This is a genomic window from Clostridium hominis, assembly GCF_014287825.1.
In the GTDB taxonomy this organism is placed as follows: domain Bacteria; phylum Bacillota; class Clostridia; order Clostridiales; family Clostridiaceae; genus Clostridium; species Clostridium hominis.
In genome coordinates this window covers 480,168-497,620 of record NZ_JACOOO010000004.1, presented here as the reverse complement: position 1 = coordinate 497,620, position 17,453 = coordinate 480,168, and the positions used below count along the sequence as shown (strand labels likewise).

At 27.4% G+C, this 17,453-nt stretch carries 14 protein-coding genes; 10 read left to right on the top strand and 4 right to left on the bottom strand.

What is annotated here, in order from left to right:
* Positions 1-179: 179 nt before the first annotated feature.
* Genes H8S20_RS03995 through H8S20_RS03980 form a run of 4 tightly spaced genes read left to right on the top strand, consistent with a single transcriptional unit; the run spans position 180 to position 5,060 of the window.
* Positions 180-1,598: an oligosaccharide flippase family protein gene (locus H8S20_RS03995; RefSeq protein WP_032120048.1), complete on the top strand. Its 1,419-nt coding sequence runs from the start codon at positions 180-182 to the stop codon at positions 1,596-1,598.
* Positions 1,599-1,633: 35 nt separating this feature from the next.
* Positions 1,634-2,653: a glycosyltransferase family 2 protein gene (locus H8S20_RS03990; RefSeq protein WP_051986983.1), complete on the top strand. Its 1,020-nt coding sequence runs from the start codon at positions 1,634-1,636 to the stop codon at positions 2,651-2,653.
* 22 nt (positions 2,654-2,675) lie between these two features.
* Positions 2,676-4,073, top strand: a complete 1,398-nt coding sequence (locus H8S20_RS03985; RefSeq protein WP_032120047.1) for an O-antigen ligase family protein — start codon at positions 2,676-2,678, stop codon at positions 4,071-4,073.
* 12 nt (positions 4,074-4,085) lie between these two features.
* Positions 4,086-5,060, top strand: a complete 975-nt coding sequence (locus H8S20_RS03980) for a glycosyltransferase (RefSeq protein ID WP_051986982.1) — start codon at positions 4,086-4,088, stop codon at positions 5,058-5,060.
* 36 nt (positions 5,061-5,096) lie between these two features.
* Here H8S20_RS03980 and H8S20_RS03975 read toward each other — a convergent pair whose 3' ends face one another.
* Positions 5,097-6,320 carry an O-antigen ligase family protein gene (locus H8S20_RS03975; protein ID WP_032120046.1) on the bottom strand — a complete coding sequence of 408 codons (1,224 nt, stop codon included), beginning with the start codon at positions 6,318-6,320 and terminating at the stop codon, positions 5,097-5,099.
* Positions 6,321-6,398: 78 nt separating this feature from the next.
* Complete coding sequence (trpS, locus tag H8S20_RS03970; protein ID WP_032120045.1) at positions 6,399-7,421, bottom strand: tryptophan--tRNA ligase; 1,023 nt, start codon at positions 7,419-7,421, stop codon at positions 6,399-6,401.
* Between the two features lie 262 nt (positions 7,422-7,683).
* Here trpS and H8S20_RS03965 point away from each other — a divergent pair, with 262 nt between their 5' ends.
* From H8S20_RS03965 to H8S20_RS03950, 4 genes are all read left to right on the top strand, one after another.
* Positions 7,684-9,555 carry a polysaccharide biosynthesis protein gene (locus H8S20_RS03965; RefSeq protein ID WP_032120044.1) on the top strand — a complete coding sequence of 624 codons (1,872 nt, stop codon included), beginning with the start codon at positions 7,684-7,686 and terminating at the stop codon, positions 9,553-9,555.
* Positions 9,556-9,755: 200 nt separating this feature from the next.
* Positions 9,756-11,609 carry a winged helix-turn-helix transcriptional regulator gene (locus H8S20_RS03960; RefSeq protein ID WP_186859325.1) on the top strand — a complete coding sequence of 618 codons (1,854 nt, stop codon included), beginning with the start codon at positions 9,756-9,758 and terminating at the stop codon, positions 11,607-11,609.
* Between the two features lie 4 nt (positions 11,610-11,613).
* The gene (locus H8S20_RS03955) at positions 11,614-12,570 is read left to right on the top strand and encodes a DMT family transporter (protein WP_032120042.1); all 957 of its coding nucleotides are present in this window, start codon (positions 11,614-11,616) and stop codon (positions 12,568-12,570) included.
* Between the two features lie 21 nt (positions 12,571-12,591).
* The gene (locus tag H8S20_RS03950) at positions 12,592-13,275 is read left to right on the top strand and encodes a CTP--phosphocholine cytidylyltransferase (RefSeq protein ID WP_032120041.1); all 684 of its coding nucleotides are present in this window, start codon (positions 12,592-12,594) and stop codon (positions 13,273-13,275) included.
* Positions 13,276-13,325: 50 nt separating this feature from the next.
* Here the strand turns inward: H8S20_RS03950 and H8S20_RS03945 are convergent, their stop codons facing one another.
* Both H8S20_RS03945 and H8S20_RS03940 read right to left on the bottom strand, forming a co-directional pair.
* Complete coding sequence (locus tag H8S20_RS03945) at positions 13,326-13,490, bottom strand: zinc-ribbon domain-containing protein (RefSeq protein ID WP_032120040.1); 165 nt, start codon at positions 13,488-13,490, stop codon at positions 13,326-13,328.
* Positions 13,491-13,678: 188 nt separating this feature from the next.
* Positions 13,679-14,758 carry an endospore germination permease gene (locus H8S20_RS03940; RefSeq protein WP_032120039.1) on the bottom strand — a complete coding sequence of 360 codons (1,080 nt, stop codon included), beginning with the start codon at positions 14,756-14,758 and terminating at the stop codon, positions 13,679-13,681.
* 103 nt (positions 14,759-14,861) lie between these two features.
* Between H8S20_RS03940 and H8S20_RS03935 the strand changes: the two genes are divergently transcribed.
* Entirely contained in the window at positions 14,862-16,274 is a 1,413-nt protein-coding gene (locus H8S20_RS03935) for a spore germination protein (protein WP_032120038.1), read from the top strand.
* Complete coding sequence (locus tag H8S20_RS03930) at positions 16,267-17,388, top strand: Ger(x)C family spore germination protein (RefSeq protein ID WP_207725241.1); 1,122 nt, start codon at positions 16,267-16,269, stop codon at positions 17,386-17,388. The genes H8S20_RS03935 and H8S20_RS03930 overlap by 8 nt, the downstream gene beginning before the upstream one ends.
* Positions 17,389-17,453: the final 65 nt, after the last annotated feature.

Below are 17,453 nucleotides of genomic sequence, written 5' to 3'. Positions count from 1 at the left end.
TAATAAGTTATACATACTTAAGGAATAATATTATTATCTAAAGTTATAGTGCTACTAAAGTTATAATAATTAAGTTTGAATTTTAATGTATATAGATTGTAATTAATAAAAGTAAAAGAGAGGCTGTGCACTAAATTTTGCAACAGCCTCTTATTTAAGATAAAATTAGGAGAGTAAAAATGAGAGTAAAAGAATGGCTAAAAGGTAACACGTTGTTAAACTCAGCTATATGGTACACAATAGGTACATTTATTTTAAAAGGTGTAAATTTCTTTACAACACCAATATTTACGAATTTATTAACAACAAATGAATTTGGTATAATTACCATTTATTCAACATGGAGTGCTATATTTGCAATAGTAATAGGTATAGGAATAAATGGGACAATAGGAAGTGCAAAAGCTAATTTAGATGAAGAAGAATATAAAGAATATTTATCTAGTACGTTATTTTTAAGTACTATTAGCTTTTCTGTAATTGGAATAGCTACTTTAATATTTAGAAATGGACTAGAATCATTATTAGGATTGAGTGTACCTATAATAATAGTTTTATTATTTGAAAGTTTTTTCTCGTTTGTAATAAGTTTTGTAACTTCAGTATTTACTTTTGAAAGAAATCATAAAGCATATCTATTCACTTCAGCAATTACTACAGTAATAAATATTGTTTTGTCGATTGTTTTAATACTTTCAATGAATAGTGATAAGTATTCAGGAAGAATCTATGGTGGTGCAATTGCAACTGTGTCAGTTGGAGTAATCCTTTATATAGGAATTATGAGAAAAGGTAAGAGATTTGTTAGTTTAAAGCATTGGAAGTTCTGTTTACCAATAGCATTGCCTTTAATATTTCATAATTTATCTCATTTAATATTAAATCAGGCAGATAAATTGATGCTTCAAAAGGTTACTACAGATGCTGTTGTAGGTATATATGGATTTACATATACTATTGGGGCTTTGATAAATACAATACAGTTAGCGCTTAATAGTGCATGGCTACCTTGGTATTATGATACTTTAAAATCTGGGAATAAAAAAGAGATGAAGAGAGTATCTGCAATTTATATATCTGTATTTACAGCTTTAACAGTTATGTTTATTTTAGGTGTTCCAGAATTAGTAAAATTATTTTCGCCTAAGACATACTGGAGTGGTATACCATTATTACCTATAATAATAGCAGGATATTACTTTGTATTTTTATATACATTTCCAGCAAATTATCAGTTTTATATAAAGCAAACTAAATTTATAGCAATTGGAACTATAACTGCTGCTATAATAAATATATTAATAAATTGGTTATTCATACCTAAATATGGAATGTATGCAGCTGCAGCTTCTACATTATGTGCATATATAGTATTATTCTTCATGCATTTTGCATTAGTAAAAATAAAGTATAAGCATACAGATTATCCATTTAAATTTAATTTAATAGGAATAGGGTCAGTAGCTTTAGCGAGTCTTATTACGTATGTATCTATTAATAATCTATTTGTAAGATGGATAATAATATTTATTATTTTAGGGGTAGCAGGATATTTAGTAATAAAAAATATAAAAAACTTTGATTTAAATAAAAAGTAAATAATTAATTATATTTTATATGGGGTGAGAGTAGAGTGCCAAAGATAAGTGTGATAGTGCCAGTTTATAATACTGAAAATTATATAGGTAGATGTATAGATAGCATTTTAAATCAAAGCTTTTCTAATTTTGAACTTATACTAATAAATGATGGATCTAATGATAGAAGTTCAGAAATCATAAAAAACTATGAGGATAATAGAATAGTTTTTATAGACAATAATAATAATGGGGTATCAGAAACTAGAAATATAGGAATTAAAGCTGCAAAAGGTGAATATATTCAGTTTGTTGATTCTGATGATTTTATAGACAAAGATATGCTTAAAGATACATTAAAGCTTCTAGAAGATAGTAATGCTGATTGTGTAATGACAGGATTATATTTAGATATAGAACAAGATAGTAAAATAAGTACTAGTACACAAACATTTGAGTATTTTGAAGCTGAAAATAAGAAGGATATTGCACTTAATGTATTAGCTAGAATGGGTGGAACATATATAAATTCACCTATTAATAAGCTATATAAAAGAAATATAATAATAGAGAATAATATATTTATGGATAAAAGCATAGATTTAGGAGAAGATTTTCTTTTTAATTTAATGTATTTAAAATTTTGTAATAAGGTTATTTTTAGTGATAAATGTTATTATCACTACTGGATGAAGATTGAGAACAATCTTACATTTAAGTTTAGAGAAAATAAGTTAGACTTGATGTATTTAATGTATAAAAAAAGCGAGGAATATTTTAAGCTTTCAAGATTGAGTAAAGATGAATATAGAGATTTAAATAATTTATTTATAAAATGGATGTATTCGTGTTTTATAGATTTGCATAATTCAGGATGTAATTTGACATATAAAGAAAAGATAAAGTATTTAAAAGAAGCAATAGTTAAATATGATAATATTATTAAAGGTACAAATAACCTAGGATTAGTGCAAAGGATTCTTAAATTAACTTTAAAGTATCCATCAATAGTATTATTGATAAGTAAGATAATGTATACAATAAAGGTAAAATATAGAAATTTAATATATAGGTAAGTCTAAAGAGGAGATTAAACTTATGAATAAAGTTAGAAATATTTTTAACATAGGAATATTAAGAGATAGTGTTTATTTTAAAATTTTCTTTTTATTGTGGGCACTAGTGCATAATTTTAGCTTTGGTCAAAGATATACAGGATACCTATCACCTGTAATATTATTATGGGGAGGATTATTGCTAATAAGAAATTTATTTATTGAAAAAGCAAATGTACCAAATATATTGATGTACTTGATTTACGCTTTTTTAGCTTCTTATGTAGTAACTATAATATTAAATAGAAATTTAAATTTAATAGGAAACACTAAGACATTAATATGGGGAGCTATAATGACTCTAGTATTATTTTTAAGTGAATACTCAGATAATGATAAAAAAGCTTATAAAGATATTAATAAAATATCTAAAGTATTAGTAATAGTTATTTTTATTATTTCACTTTTATCAATATTAATGTTTTCATTAGATATTTCATACTTTGTAGAAAGAGTAGATGGAAAGCTTATTCCACAAGGATATTACGCAGCTAGATTATGGGGAATATACGTTGACCCCAACCAAGCAAGTAGTGTAGCCTTAGTTGCATTAATGCTTTCATTAGTGTTAATAGTTCAAAGAAAGGCTTTAAATAAAGTTTTCTTAACTATAAGTATAATTATTCAATATATATTTATCATATTAACAGGATCAAGAGGCGGAGAAATAGCTTTAATATTTGTTTTAATAGGGTTAGGATATTTATTATTTGATTTTATCTTAAAAAATAGTTTAAGAAATAACATTATAAGAGTTATTATTTCTTTAGTACTTGGATTTATTATAACAATAGGTACTGTAGCAAGCTTTGATGGAAGCAGAAGATTATTGAGCTATATACCAAAGACAACAGTAAAGACACAACAATATTTAAATCAAACAACAGGAATACAAAGTGGAGAGCATTCTGGTAATGTAACTGTTGAAAGACCAGATGCAACAACTTCAAATGGAAGATTAACATTATGGAAAGATGGGTTTAGATTAAGTAAATTTTCTCCAGTATTCGGCTTTGGAGATAGAAATATTCCTATAAAGGCAGCAGAATTAACTCCGGGGTCTTCCTTAGAAGTGCAATATGTACATAATGGATTTATTCATATGCTTTTATCTGGTGGAGTAGTAGCTCTAGTTATAATGTTTATATTTATAGCTATAATAGGAGTTAAAGCTATTAGTATATTTTTTGGAAAATATAGGTATAATTCAAATTATTATGTATATAGTATCATTTCATTAATGGTTGTATCTTTATTAATCGCAGCAATGTTTTTAACCGAAATTTTTTATCAAAACTCGTTTATAGCAACAGCTTATTGGATATTCTTAGGATATATAGTTGTTTTAAGTAATAACTTTAACAATTACAATAGGTATTAGAGCGGAGGATATATGGAAAATAAAATAAAGCTTTCTATAATAGTTCCAGTATATAATGTTGAGAAGTATATAAGAGAATGTATAGAAAGTATAATAAAAGCGTATAGAGATAATGTAGAAGTTATATTGGTAGATGATGGTTCAAAAGATAATAGCGGAAATATTTGTGATGAATATAAAGAAAAATATGATTTTATAAAGGTAAGCCATAGAGAAAATGGAGGCTTATCTGCCGCTAGAAATACAGGGATAAGGTTAGCTCAAGGTGAGTATATTTGGTTTGTAGACAGTGATGATTATATAGATGGTGACAGTATAGAAGTAATTTTAGATAAAATTAAAGAAAATACTGATATAATCATAGGAAACTATAGACAGGTATTTCCTGATGGGAATATTTATTTTTATCAAGGCTTTAAAGAAGATGATGATTTAAGTATAGAGCCATTTAAGTATGTTGAAAACTTAGGAAATGTAAGTTATGCAGCTGTTAGATTTATAACTAAGCGTAAAATAATAATCGATAATGATATATTTTTTACTGAAGGAATATATCACGAAGATGAAGACTGGACTCCTAGAATATTATGTGCAGCAAAGAGTTTTACAACTATAATGCCATATTTATATAATTATAGAGTGGGTAATCCACAGTCTATAACAGGGATGCTTAACCCTAAGAAGGTTTCAGATAAAGTAGTTATAAGTAGTAAAATATATAATAGAATAAAAGAAAATAATTACTCTGAAGAGATGAATGATTTTTTAAGAAGTCGTATAGCACATAATTATATTGCAGCTTTAAATGAATGTTCTATGTATAATAAAGAAGAGAGAAAAAGATTAATAAATTACTTAAAGAATAATAAAAATTTATTAGATCACATAGATACCCCAAAAGCCTCTATGGTAAGAATTGCAATAAATCTTATAGGATTATCTAATACATCAAAATTATTAAATATGAGAACAAAGATAGGGAAATAAAGACAGCCAACCTTGGCTGTCTTTTCTTATATCATATTAATCTATTATTTTTGAGTTAATTTTAATCCTTAGAGAATTTGCTAAAGCTAAAATTACAAACAGCGTTGCTAATACCTTTGGTGAGTTTAAATAACAATCAAGAAGATTCATAAAAATAAATGTAACAAAGCTAGTTAATACACCAATAGTAATAGAACTATAGATTTTATTTCTTTTAGATTTTATTAATTTATATAATGTTATAATAGTAGCTATAATAAATGATATAAACAATATACTTCCAATTATTCCTAGCTCTGTCTGTATTTTTAGGAAGATATTGTGAGGGTGAATAGCTATGTATCCATTTTCAACTATAAAGTTAGGATTCTTTGCAGTATATAGTGGATATTGTACACTGAAGTTTTCATAACCTATTCCTGCTAAAGGATAATCTTTTATCATCAACCAATCTATATTCCATATTTTAAATCTTGAACTATTTTGTGACATATCAAAAATTTGAAAAACTCTAGAGCGTATAGATGGTATTATTAAGAATATAACCGGTAGTATAAAGGATAGTATAATAAATCTTTTATCATATAAAACAGCTATTATAAAAGCACCTATTACTATGGCGATTAATGCATTTCTTGATTGAGAAAACATTATATTAATTAATAATAAAACTGAAGATAATCCATAAAACAATTTATACGCAAGCTTTTTTGTAGATATTAACAAAATTATTACTATAAAGAATGCTAATATACTATAGGCAGCTAAATTATTTGGATTTTCTAAGAATGAAGACATTCTTATAGTCTTATCTATAGAGTAACCAAGATGTATTGTATAAATTAATTGAATAACAGTATATATTCCTGAAAGCGTAGCTAAAGAAATAAAAGTATTGAAAAGTATACGATGATCCTTAGCAGTGGTTTTATAGGAAATACAATAAAATATAAATATGTACATTGTAAATCTGATGCTATGAGTTACAGTAGTTCTTATGTCAGTAGCTACAAAGGTTGATAAATACATAGCAAGATTTAATAAAATTAATGTGAAAAATATTTTATCATTAAATAAATTTATTATTAGATTAAAAATACTATCTCTTTCTTTTTTTATAAATATAAAACCTATTATTTGTAGAAGAATTAGTATATATATTATTATATCTGAAGCAAAGCTTCTTGTAGTTGGTATTATAGGATATAATATGATATAGACTAACAATAATATGTTAACTAATCTTTGATAAATTTTCATATTAGTCACCTTTCATGAGATAAACACTTAAATGCTACATAAAAATAGTATTTAAGTGTTTAAGTATTTGATGTTATGTTATCTAGGAATTAATCCTATTTTCTTTTGCATTTTTCTAAGAGTTTTATTAGCTACATAATTAGCTTTAAGTGCTCCGTTTTTGTAAATTTCTTCTAAGTATTTTTTATCTGATAATAATGATTTAACTCTTTCTTGAACAGGAGCTAATTCTTCAATTATTATTTCTGCAGTATCTTTCTTTAAATCTGCATATCCTTTTCCAAGATAAGATTGAACAACTTCTTCAGGAGTAGTATTTTTTATAGCACATATTATGTTTATTAAATTTTTTACTCCAGGTTGTTCATCAGTGTAATTAACAACACCAATACTATCAGTTACAGCTCTAGAGATTTTCTTTCTTATAACTTCAGGTGGGTCCATTATTAAAATATATGAGTTTGGATTTTCTTCAGATTTAGACATCTTCTTAGTTGGATCTTGTAAATCCATTATTTTTGCTCCTACTTTTGCTATATATGGATCTGGAATAGTAAAAGTATCGCTATATGTTGAGTTGAATCTTGCAGCTAGGTCTCTAGCCAATTCTAAGTGTTGCTTTTGGTCTTGCCCAACTGGAACTAAGTCAGTATTATAAAGCAATATGTCTGATGCCATTAATATTGGATAAGTAAATAATCCAACACCTATTGATTCACCAAACTTCTTAGATTTATCTTTAAATTGAGTCATTCTGCTTAACTCTCCCATATAAGTAGAGCAGTTTAGAAGCCATGAAGCTTCACTATGAGCAGGAACGTGTGATTGTATAAATAAAGTATTTTTATCTGGGGCTATACCAGATGCTATGTATATAGCTAATACTTCTAAAGTTCTGCTTCTTAAATCCTTAGGTTGTTGTTTAACTGTTATAGCATGTAAATCTACTACACAATAATAACAGTCATATTGGTCCTGTAATGAAACCCAGTTTTTTATAGCACCTAAATAGTTTCCTAAAGTTAAGTTTCCTGAAGGTTGAATGCCACTAAATATAACCTTCTTTTTATCTGTATTATTTTCCAAAAAGGAACACCTCATTTCAATTTTTATACATTTAGTATTCATATGTTAATTATAGATTTTGCTAAATTTTATGTCAACAAAATAGAGGTATTTCACGCGGATATTGTGGTTAATAGATATAAAAAATATATATTAATATTTACTAAATATTTTGACGATAATAAAAATAATATTATAAGTTTGCATATAATTTCAAAACATTTGATTTAGCAAAGTAATGTTGATATAATTAGTTGTAATTTGGAAATATTTCATTATGCTGAAAGGAAGAATGATCATGGGTAATGATAAGAAAAGGTTAAGAATTTTTCTCTTATTAATGATGGATATAATTCTAATAAATATAGCTTATATGGTTAGCTTTTATATTAGATTAGGAAGTATTTATAACGAAGTTTATAATGATATATATGTTACATATTTACCATTAATATTGATAAGTTATATAGGAATGTTAGCAATATTTAAAATGTACAGAAGTATATGGAGAATTGCTGGTATAGATGAAGTTATACAAGGTGTTTCAGCATGTATTATAGCTGGAGTTATAAATTTTGTTATTTTAGAATTTATGCCATTTAGGATTCCAAGGGTGGTTACTGTTTTATCGTGTTTCTTTATAATTGCTTTTGTTCTTGGAGTAAGGCTATCTTATAGATTTATAAGAAGAATTTCAGTATATGGAAATGTATACTGGGGTAATGGTGAAAAAGTTCTTATTTATGGAGCTGGAGCTTGTGGAAGTCTTTTAATAGAAGAAATAAGAAAAGCAAAAGATAATAAGTATAAGATTATAGGATTGATAGATGATAATCCTAATAAAGAAAAGAAGTACATAAAAGGAATAAAAGTTATTGGAGATAGAAGTAAGATTGCTGAAACAGTAAAGGATAATAAGGTTAAGACTATTTTCTTTGCAATGCCTTCTTTAGATGCTAAAGAAAAAAGTGAAATATTAGATATATGCAAAGAGACTAAAGCAAAGGTTAAGATTGTTCCGAGCTTCTATGAAACAATAGATGATCAAATAGATTTAAAACAAGTAAGAGATGTAGATTTAAGAGATTTATTAGGAAGAGAAGAGATTGTACTTGATAAAGAAGGAATAAGTGAATACTTAAACAATAAGGTTATATTAATTACAGGTGGTGGGGGAACTATAGGTTCAGAGCTTTGCCGTCAAATAGTTTTATTTAAGCCAAAGAAGATAGTATTACTTGATATTTATGAAAATAATGTATATGATCTTCAAAATGAATTAAGCAGAAATCACCCTGAGTTAGATAAGGAAGTTATAATAGCTTCTGTTAGAGATAGAAATAAGATAGATCAAGTCTTTAATGAGTATAGACCTGATGTTGTATTCCATGCTGCAGCACATAAACATGTACCTTTAATGGAATATAACCCAACAGAGGCAATAAAAAATAACGTTAGAGGAACTTTAAATGTAGCAGAGTGTGCAGATAAGTATAACTGTGATAAGTTTGTTCTTATATCTACGGATAAGGCAGTTAATCCTACTAATGTAATGGGAGCAACAAAGAGATTCTGTGAAATGATAGTTCAAGCTTTAAATGAAAGAAGTAAAACAGACTTTGTTGCTGTTAGGTTTGGTAATGTTTTAGGAAGTAATGGATCTGTAATTCCACTATTCAAAAAACAAATATCAGAAGGTGGACCAGTAACTCTTACTCATCCAGATATAATACGTTACTTTATGTTAATACCTGAAGCAGCCCAATTAGTTCTTCAAGCTGGAGCTTATGCAAAAGGTGGGGAGATATTTATTTTAGATATGGGTAAACCAGTTAAAATATATGATCTTGCAGTTAATTTAATTAAGCTTTCAGGATTTGAGCCAGGTAAAGATATAGAAATAAAGGTTACTGGTTTAAGACCAGGAGAAAAGCTTTATGAAGAGTTATTAATGGATGAAGAGGGGCTTACAGAAACTAAGCATAAAAAGATATTCATTGGAAAACCTTCTAGCTTTGATTTGGATACTATTAAAGCTGAAATAGATGAAATTATGAAGGTTGCTGAAGGTGGAAATAAAGTTATGTTAAGACAAAAGCTTCATGAAATAGTTCCAACTTATAATCCTCAACAAGATTTAGAAGTAGCTGCTACTGATAATAAAGAATAAAATAATGCAAATAATAAGTCATATAGAAGGAAGTTTTAAAATTTCTGATATATGGCTTTTTTTATTACAATGGTGATATTTTGATTTTGTAAAAGATGAGGTATGACATAAATTAAAATAAGTTTATAAAAAGACTTGAATATATTGTAAAAATGCACTAATATATAGTTAGTTCAAAAAATGAACAAGGGGGTATAAAAATGGAAGACAGACATTTAACTATTAAAGTTTTAAGTGAAAAACCAAATATAAATCAAAGAGAATTAGCAAAAGAGGTTGGAGTATCTTTAGGAAAGATAAATAGCATAATAAAAGAAGCTATAGAAAATGGATTAATTAAAAGAATTAATAATGAGCAGGATAATAAGTACATAATAACTCAAAGAGGAAATGATGAATTATTAAATGCATTAAAAGAGATAAAGGATACAAAATTAATAATAAATAAAGAGGAAAAGTATAGGGTGAAGCAAGCTGTTATTTTAGCAGCTGGAAGAACTATATTTGATGTTCCAGTTGGATTATTGGAGGTAGATAACACTTTAGTTATTGAAAGACATATAAAAACTTTAAAGGAATGTGGAATAAATAAGATTGTGATAGTAACAGGATATAATAGTGAAGCTTTTGAAGAAAAGATGAAAAATGAAAGTGGAATTATTCTTGTTAAGAATGATAAATATAAATGGACAGGTACTATGAAATCACTTTCTATGGCTAAAGGTCATATAAATGATGATTTTATATTAATAGAAAGTGATTTGATTCTTGAAAATATAGCAATTCCACAGATATTAAATAGTATTAATAGAGATTGCGTTTTAATAACAAATGAAAGTGGTTCTGGAGATGAAGCTTTTGTTCAATTAGAAGATAATTGTTTATTTAAGATGGCAAAGGATGTTCATCAGTTTAATAGAATTGATGGGGAAATGATAGGTGTAACTAAAATATCATATAAGCTATTTAATATGATGCTTAAGGAATATGAAAGAAATATTAACCCATATTTAAATTATGAGTATATGTTATTAGACATGGCTAGAAACTATAAGGTACATTGTTTAAAGATTGATGATTTATTATGGGGAGAGATAGATAATGAAAAGCAATATAATTATATTAAATCTTACCTTTATCCAAGAATAAAAAGAAAAGATTTAGAATTTGAAAAGGAAGCTATAAAGAATATAATATCATCAGTATTAGATATAGATAAAGCTAATATTAATGATGTTATTCCAGCAGGTGGAATGACTAATAAAAATTATAAGGTAATTATAAAAGGTGAAAGTTATATTTTAAGAGTTCCTGGCTTAGGAACAGAAGAAATGATAAGTAGAAATAATGAAATGGAAAATTCTAACTTGGCATCTTTAAAGGGATATAATGCTGAAACTTTATATTTTAATCAAGATAGTGGGATAAAAATAACTAAGTTCATAGAAGGTGCAGAAACATTAACAGGAGCATCTGCTAAGAAGGAAGAGAATATGAAGTTAGTTACTAGCATATTAAGAGAGCTTCACAATTCAGATATGAATATGGTTAATATATTTAATCCTTTTGAGGAGTTATTAAAATATGAAGATATACTAAAAGGGAATACTGTTAAATATTACGATGAATATAAAGAAACAAGAGAGAGGGTCTTCTGTTTAGATGGATTAATGAAGGAATATGGTTCTGAATTAGTACCATCTCATAATGATACTGTTCCTGAAAACTTTATAAAGGATGTAAATGGTAGACTTTACTTAATAGACTGGGAGTATAGTGGATTAAATGATGAAATGTGGGATTTAGCAGCTCATTCTATTGAATGTAATTTTACAAGCGATGAAGAAGAGCTATTCTTAAATTTATACTTTAATGGAAATCCAGATAGAGAAAGTAGATTAAGAATATTAATGAATAAAATATGCCAAGACTTTTTATGGGCAGTGTGGACTTTAGTTAAGGAAGCAGAAGGCGATGATTTTGGAAGTTATGGAGTAGACAGATTTAATAGGGCTAAAGCTAATTTAGATTTATTATTTAAGGAATTGAGGTAAAATTATGGTTTACGGATTATTATCAGGATTATTATGGGGGTTAGATACTGTTTTGTTAGGAATAGCATTAGCGATGTCTCAATTTGTTTCTACTGAGCAGGCTATATTTTTAGCTCCTTTTGTAAGTACTTTTTTACATGATGCATTTTCATCTATATGGATGGCTATATATATGATGTTTAAGAGAGAAATAAAAAAGACTTTTAACGCAGCAAAGACTAGAAGTGGAAGATTTATAGTTTTAGGAGCGCTTTTAGGTGGACCTGTAGGAATGACAGGATACCTTTTAGCTATTAAGTATATAGGACCTGCATATACTGCAATAATATCTTCCTTATATCCAGCCGTAGGAGCTTTATTCTCTTACATTTTCTTAAAGGAAAAGATGAAGCCAATATCAATATTAGGATTATTTATAAGTATATCTGGAATTATAGCTTTAGGATATACTCCGGGAGGAGAAGTAAATAATATGCTTCTAGGTTTTGCTTTTGCAATACTTTGTGTTGTAGGTTGGGCATCAGAAGCTGTAATTTGTGCATATGGAATGAAGGAAGATGAAATAACACCAGAGCAATCACTACAGATAAGACAATTAACTTCTGCAGTTACCTACGGATTTGTTATAATACCAATAGTAAAAGGTATTAACTTTACTATGTCAGTAGTTCCAACAACAGCAACAGTTATTATAATTTTAACAGCTTTAGCAGGAACGGCTTCATATGTATTCTATTATAAAGGAATTTATAAGCTTGGAGCTACAAAGGCTATGGCTTTAAATATAACTTATTCAGCATGGTCTATAATATTTGGAGTTATATTATTAAAAAATGCTTTAGATTTAAAAATGATAGTATGTTGTATATGTATTATGGTTGGATCTGTAATGGCAGCAGGTGATATAAAAGAAATTGTTGAAGTTTTTAAGGTGAAAAAAACTACAAAGGGAAATGTGTAGAGTGAAGAGGAGATAATTATTATGAGAGCTATTTTATTAGCAGCAGGAATGGGAACAAGATTAAGACCTTTAACATTAGATACACCTAAATCTCTAATAGAGGTAAATAAAAAACCTCTATTAGAAAGACAAGTGGAATTTTTAAAGGAAAAAGGAATAGATGAAATAATAGTATTAACAGGATATCTAAATGAAAAGTTTGAATATCTTAAAGAAAAGTATGGGGTAAAGTTAGTTTATAATGATAAGTACAATGTATATAATAATGTGTATACTATGTACTTAGTTAAAGAATATTTAGCAGATTCTTATGTTATAGATGCAGATGTATATATAAATAGAAATTTTATAGATAATAAAGTTAAAGATTCAACTTATTTCACTGCTTACAAAAGAGATGTTAAAAATGAATGGCTATTAAATTTTGACGATAATAAAAAAGTTCAAAGTATAGATATAATAAGTGGAGAAGGCTATATTCTAAGTGGAGTATCTTATTGGAGTTTAGAAGATGGAAAAGCTATAGCTAAGGAGTTAGAAAAGGTTATAGAAGAAGGTGACTTCAAAGATTTATATTGGGATGATATAGTTAAGAGTAACTTAGATAAGCTTAATGTCCATATAAATATAATAAATGAAGATGATATATATGAGATAGATAATCTTGAAGAGCTTGAAGCGGTAAAGAGAATAGTTGAGAAATAGTTATAATACAAAAGCCCTAACCAATTAAGGTTAGGGCTTATTTTATGCAATTATCTTCTTTCTCTGTTAGGTCTTTGAGATTTTCTAGCTTTTCTACATTCAGGACATCTAACTGGATCATTTTCAAATCCTTTTTCTTTATAGAATTCTTGTTCTCCTACTGTGAAAATAAATTCCTTTCCACAATCTTTACAGATAATCTTCTTATCTTCCATTTTAAAATACCTCCTAGAAATTCTTTGGGTTAATCTCCATAATTCCATAATTACCTATACACCCCAAATGAATTTAAAGGGTAAAGACTAGTTTATCTTATTATAAGAGAATTTCCAAATTTTTGATTACACTATCATTATAGCATAATATGGTATAAATGCAATTAAAATACTAATGATATTTTTAATTATTTTTTACTAGTTTTATGCACACTTATTTGGAATGATAAGAAAGCTATAAGTGGCACTATTACAAAGATTACAAGGTTAACGTATTGGTAATATTTCAGTATGTTAAATAGGGTATAATTGTTTCGTGATAAGAAGCAAGCTAGTATAAAGATAGCTATTGAATACACAGTTATAAAAACTTTTTTGCTTTTTATTTGCTTCTCATAAATTAGATATATACCGCAAGTAGCAATTAAGTATTTAAGAAACATTCCTATGACAGTTTGGAATACAAAAAAGAATTCTCCAAATTCTAAAAAGCCTCCGATTTGAACAAGTTGACTTTGCACATATTCAGGATAGAATATATTGCTAGCTCTTAAAGGTCCAAATGTTGCAAGGACTCCTATCATAGAATAGATACAAATGAATCCAATTATTAATAAAGCTATAAAACTATGCTTTTTTAGCTTGTTATTCTTATTTAGGTATTTTAAATATGGTAATGTAATTACAAATGCTGAAAGAGAGCCTATTATTAGTAGGGATGTTCTTAAAAGATCAATACCTAATCCATTACCGAATACAGGCATTATATATTTTATGTTTTTATACTTTTCTGTTATTAATGATAGATTTATAAAATTAACTATCAATGAACCGGAAGTTAATATAATAAAAATTAGCAGTGTGGTAAATCTTTTTCCTATTATAAAGAAAGATGGTAATAGGAAGAATATTAAAATATACCAAACTGGGGTTTCTATGAAAAAGTTCGTTTTTATAGCATTTGCTTCCACTGTTGCAGCTTCAAGTGCAGCTAAAAAAAGCCCTATTGAAAATACAAATAATAGTATATTACCTAGTGGTTTTGAAAGGCCTAAGGTGAAAATTTGAGTTAAATCATAAGTCTTTCTTGAATCCATAATATATATTAGGTACATAGCAAAAAGTAGAAAGACTATATATGCTATTATTGTATAAATCCATGTATCCCTTCCCCCTTCAGATATAAATAATGAAGAATATGTTTTAAAGGAGATAAAGGTTACTCCAAATATAAAAAGTACAAAGTGTTTTGCTGATAATTTACTCATATTTAACCTCTCTTTTTCTATCTTTAAAGTTTACTCTACTTATTATTAGCTAAAAAATGAATATTAAACCTATCTAGAGGAATAATATCTTTAGGTGATGAAGATGAATAAACTAAAGAAAATTAAAGATAATTTTGAAGGTTGTTTTGATGTAAAATATAGGGATATTAAAACTATATTGGGAGATGCAACTTTAATCTTTATTGATGATCTATGCAATGGAAGTTGGCTAATGGAATATACAATACTCCCATTAAGAGGATTTGGAAAGCTAAAGGATAGCAACATAACTACACCTCAAGATCTTTTAGATAAGGTTCTTGATATGAATATGGCTGGACTTGCAAAAGATTTAGATGATGCAATAAATCATATATTGCAAGGTGATGCAATTTTAGTATATGAAAAGTTCGAGGAAATAATATATTGTGAAGCTAAAAACTTTCCGAGAAGAGGTATTAGCATCCCAGAAACAGAGGCCGTATTAAAAGGCCCTAAGGAAGGATTTAATGAGCTTATAGTGGATAATGTGGCGCTTATAAGAAGGAAGCTTAAAAATCCTAATCTTAAATTTGAAACTGTAATATTAGGAGAAGAGTCTAATACGGCTGTTGCAATAACGTATATTAAAGGAGTAGCACCAGATGAATTAGTTAATTCAATAAAAGAAAAGATTAAAGGTTTAGATTTAAGATTCATTTTAGATACAAATTATATAGAAGCTAATTTAAAGGGCCAAAAATCTTTCTTTGATACTGTAGGTTATACTGAAAAACCAGATGAAGTTGCAGCAAAGCTAGTAGAAGGGAGAATAGGGGTAATAGTTGATGGAACACCATTTGTTATAACTGTACCATACTTCTTCTTAGAAAATTTTCAAATGCCTGATGATTATTACTTAAATAGATATTATACAAATTTCAATCGTATTTTAAGATGGATAGCATTTTTTGTAGCTGCATTTTTACCAGGGCTATATGTAGCAGTAATAACATATCATTTTTCTATGATACCAACGCTATTTATTTTTAGATTAGCAGTATCCAGGGCTGGGGTTCCTATTCCAACATTCATGGAAGTTTTAATAATGATGTTTGCATTCCAATTTATAAAAGAAGCAGGATTGAGGTTACCTCATCCAATAGGTAGTGCAATGAGTATAGTATCGGCACTTATATTGGGAGATGCAGCTGTAGGGGCAGGAATAGCTTCAAGAATAACAATAGTTATAATAGCACTTAGTACTTTAAGTTATTTCTTAATTCCTAAGATACAAGGGGCATTATCTTTCTGGTCAATAATAATATCTTTAGCTAGTGCAGCTTTTGGATTACCAGGTTTTTTTGCAGGATCATTAATATTTATAACACAGATATGTGAATTAGATTCCGTTGGATATCCATTCTTATTCCCTATGGGAAGTACAGAGCAGTATAGTTTTAAGGATGTATTTTTCAGAGGTCGGTTAGATAGGATATCAAAGAAGATTATAAGTAGGAGGGAAAGAGTTGATTAGAAAGTTTAGAGCATTAGGTCTTTTAGGTATCATACTTTTGCCTCTTTTGCTAACAGGATGTTTTAATTATAGAGATATTAATAGAGTAACCTTCAGCACAAGTATTATATTTGATATTGATGAATTAGGAAGAACTATTATTTATTTAGATTGTATAAAGCCTTATAGAAGTACTAACGATAGTTCAGATAAGGGGCGAAGGATAATTTATAAGGGTGAAGGAAAAACCGTGGTTGAGGCTTTAAGTAATATAAATATGATATCTGGTTATAAGTTAAACTATACTCAAACTAAGGCATACATATTTACAGAAAGGGCAGCCCAAAAAGGAATAAAGAAATTCTTAGATCTAATAAATGATAATAATCAATTTCAGATGAAGAGTAGCGCTTTTGTATATTATGGGGATGTACAGGAACTATTAAAGACTACATCAAGTGATGAAGAGTATTTAGGATTATTTTTGAATGAGATAGTTAAAACAGATAATGATGATATTAAATTTATAAAATCGAATATAAACTATTATTTAAGTAACACACTTATGGGAAGTAATACTTTAATGTTATCAGCAATGGATTTAAAGAAGGATGCTATAGATCAAAAGGTAGAAATTAAAGGTGGAGCTGTATTTAAGAATAATAAGTTGGTAGAAAATATTCCTGTAGAAGATACAATTGCGTATAATCTTTTAACACGTAACTTAAGGTATGGAAATTTAGAAATACCTAATCCTCAAAGTAATGATGGATTTATAACTCTTCAAATATTAGAAAGCAATGTTAAAGATAGCTTAAAATACGAGGATGGTAAGTTTAAGTTAATTAAGAATATAGAAATTGCTGTATCTGTAGCAGAAGCACAAGAACAATTTGTAGTAGATAGCGATGTTTTAAATTATATTACTAAAAATGAAGAAGCTTTTGTAAGTGAATATTCAAAGTTTATTTTTAATAAATATAAAGATAAAGAGTTAGATTTATTTGATGTAGAAAGAATGGTAGAGGTTTATTATCCAAAGAGTGAAGTTGCTAATCCGTTAAAGTATACAGATATAGAAGTTAATACTAAAGTGAAGATTAAAGGTACAGGAGTTACTAGAAATAGCCTTTAGATAATTTACAGTTGAAAAATTTGAATTATAAATTGATGAAGAAACTGCTTTATGCGGTTTCTTTT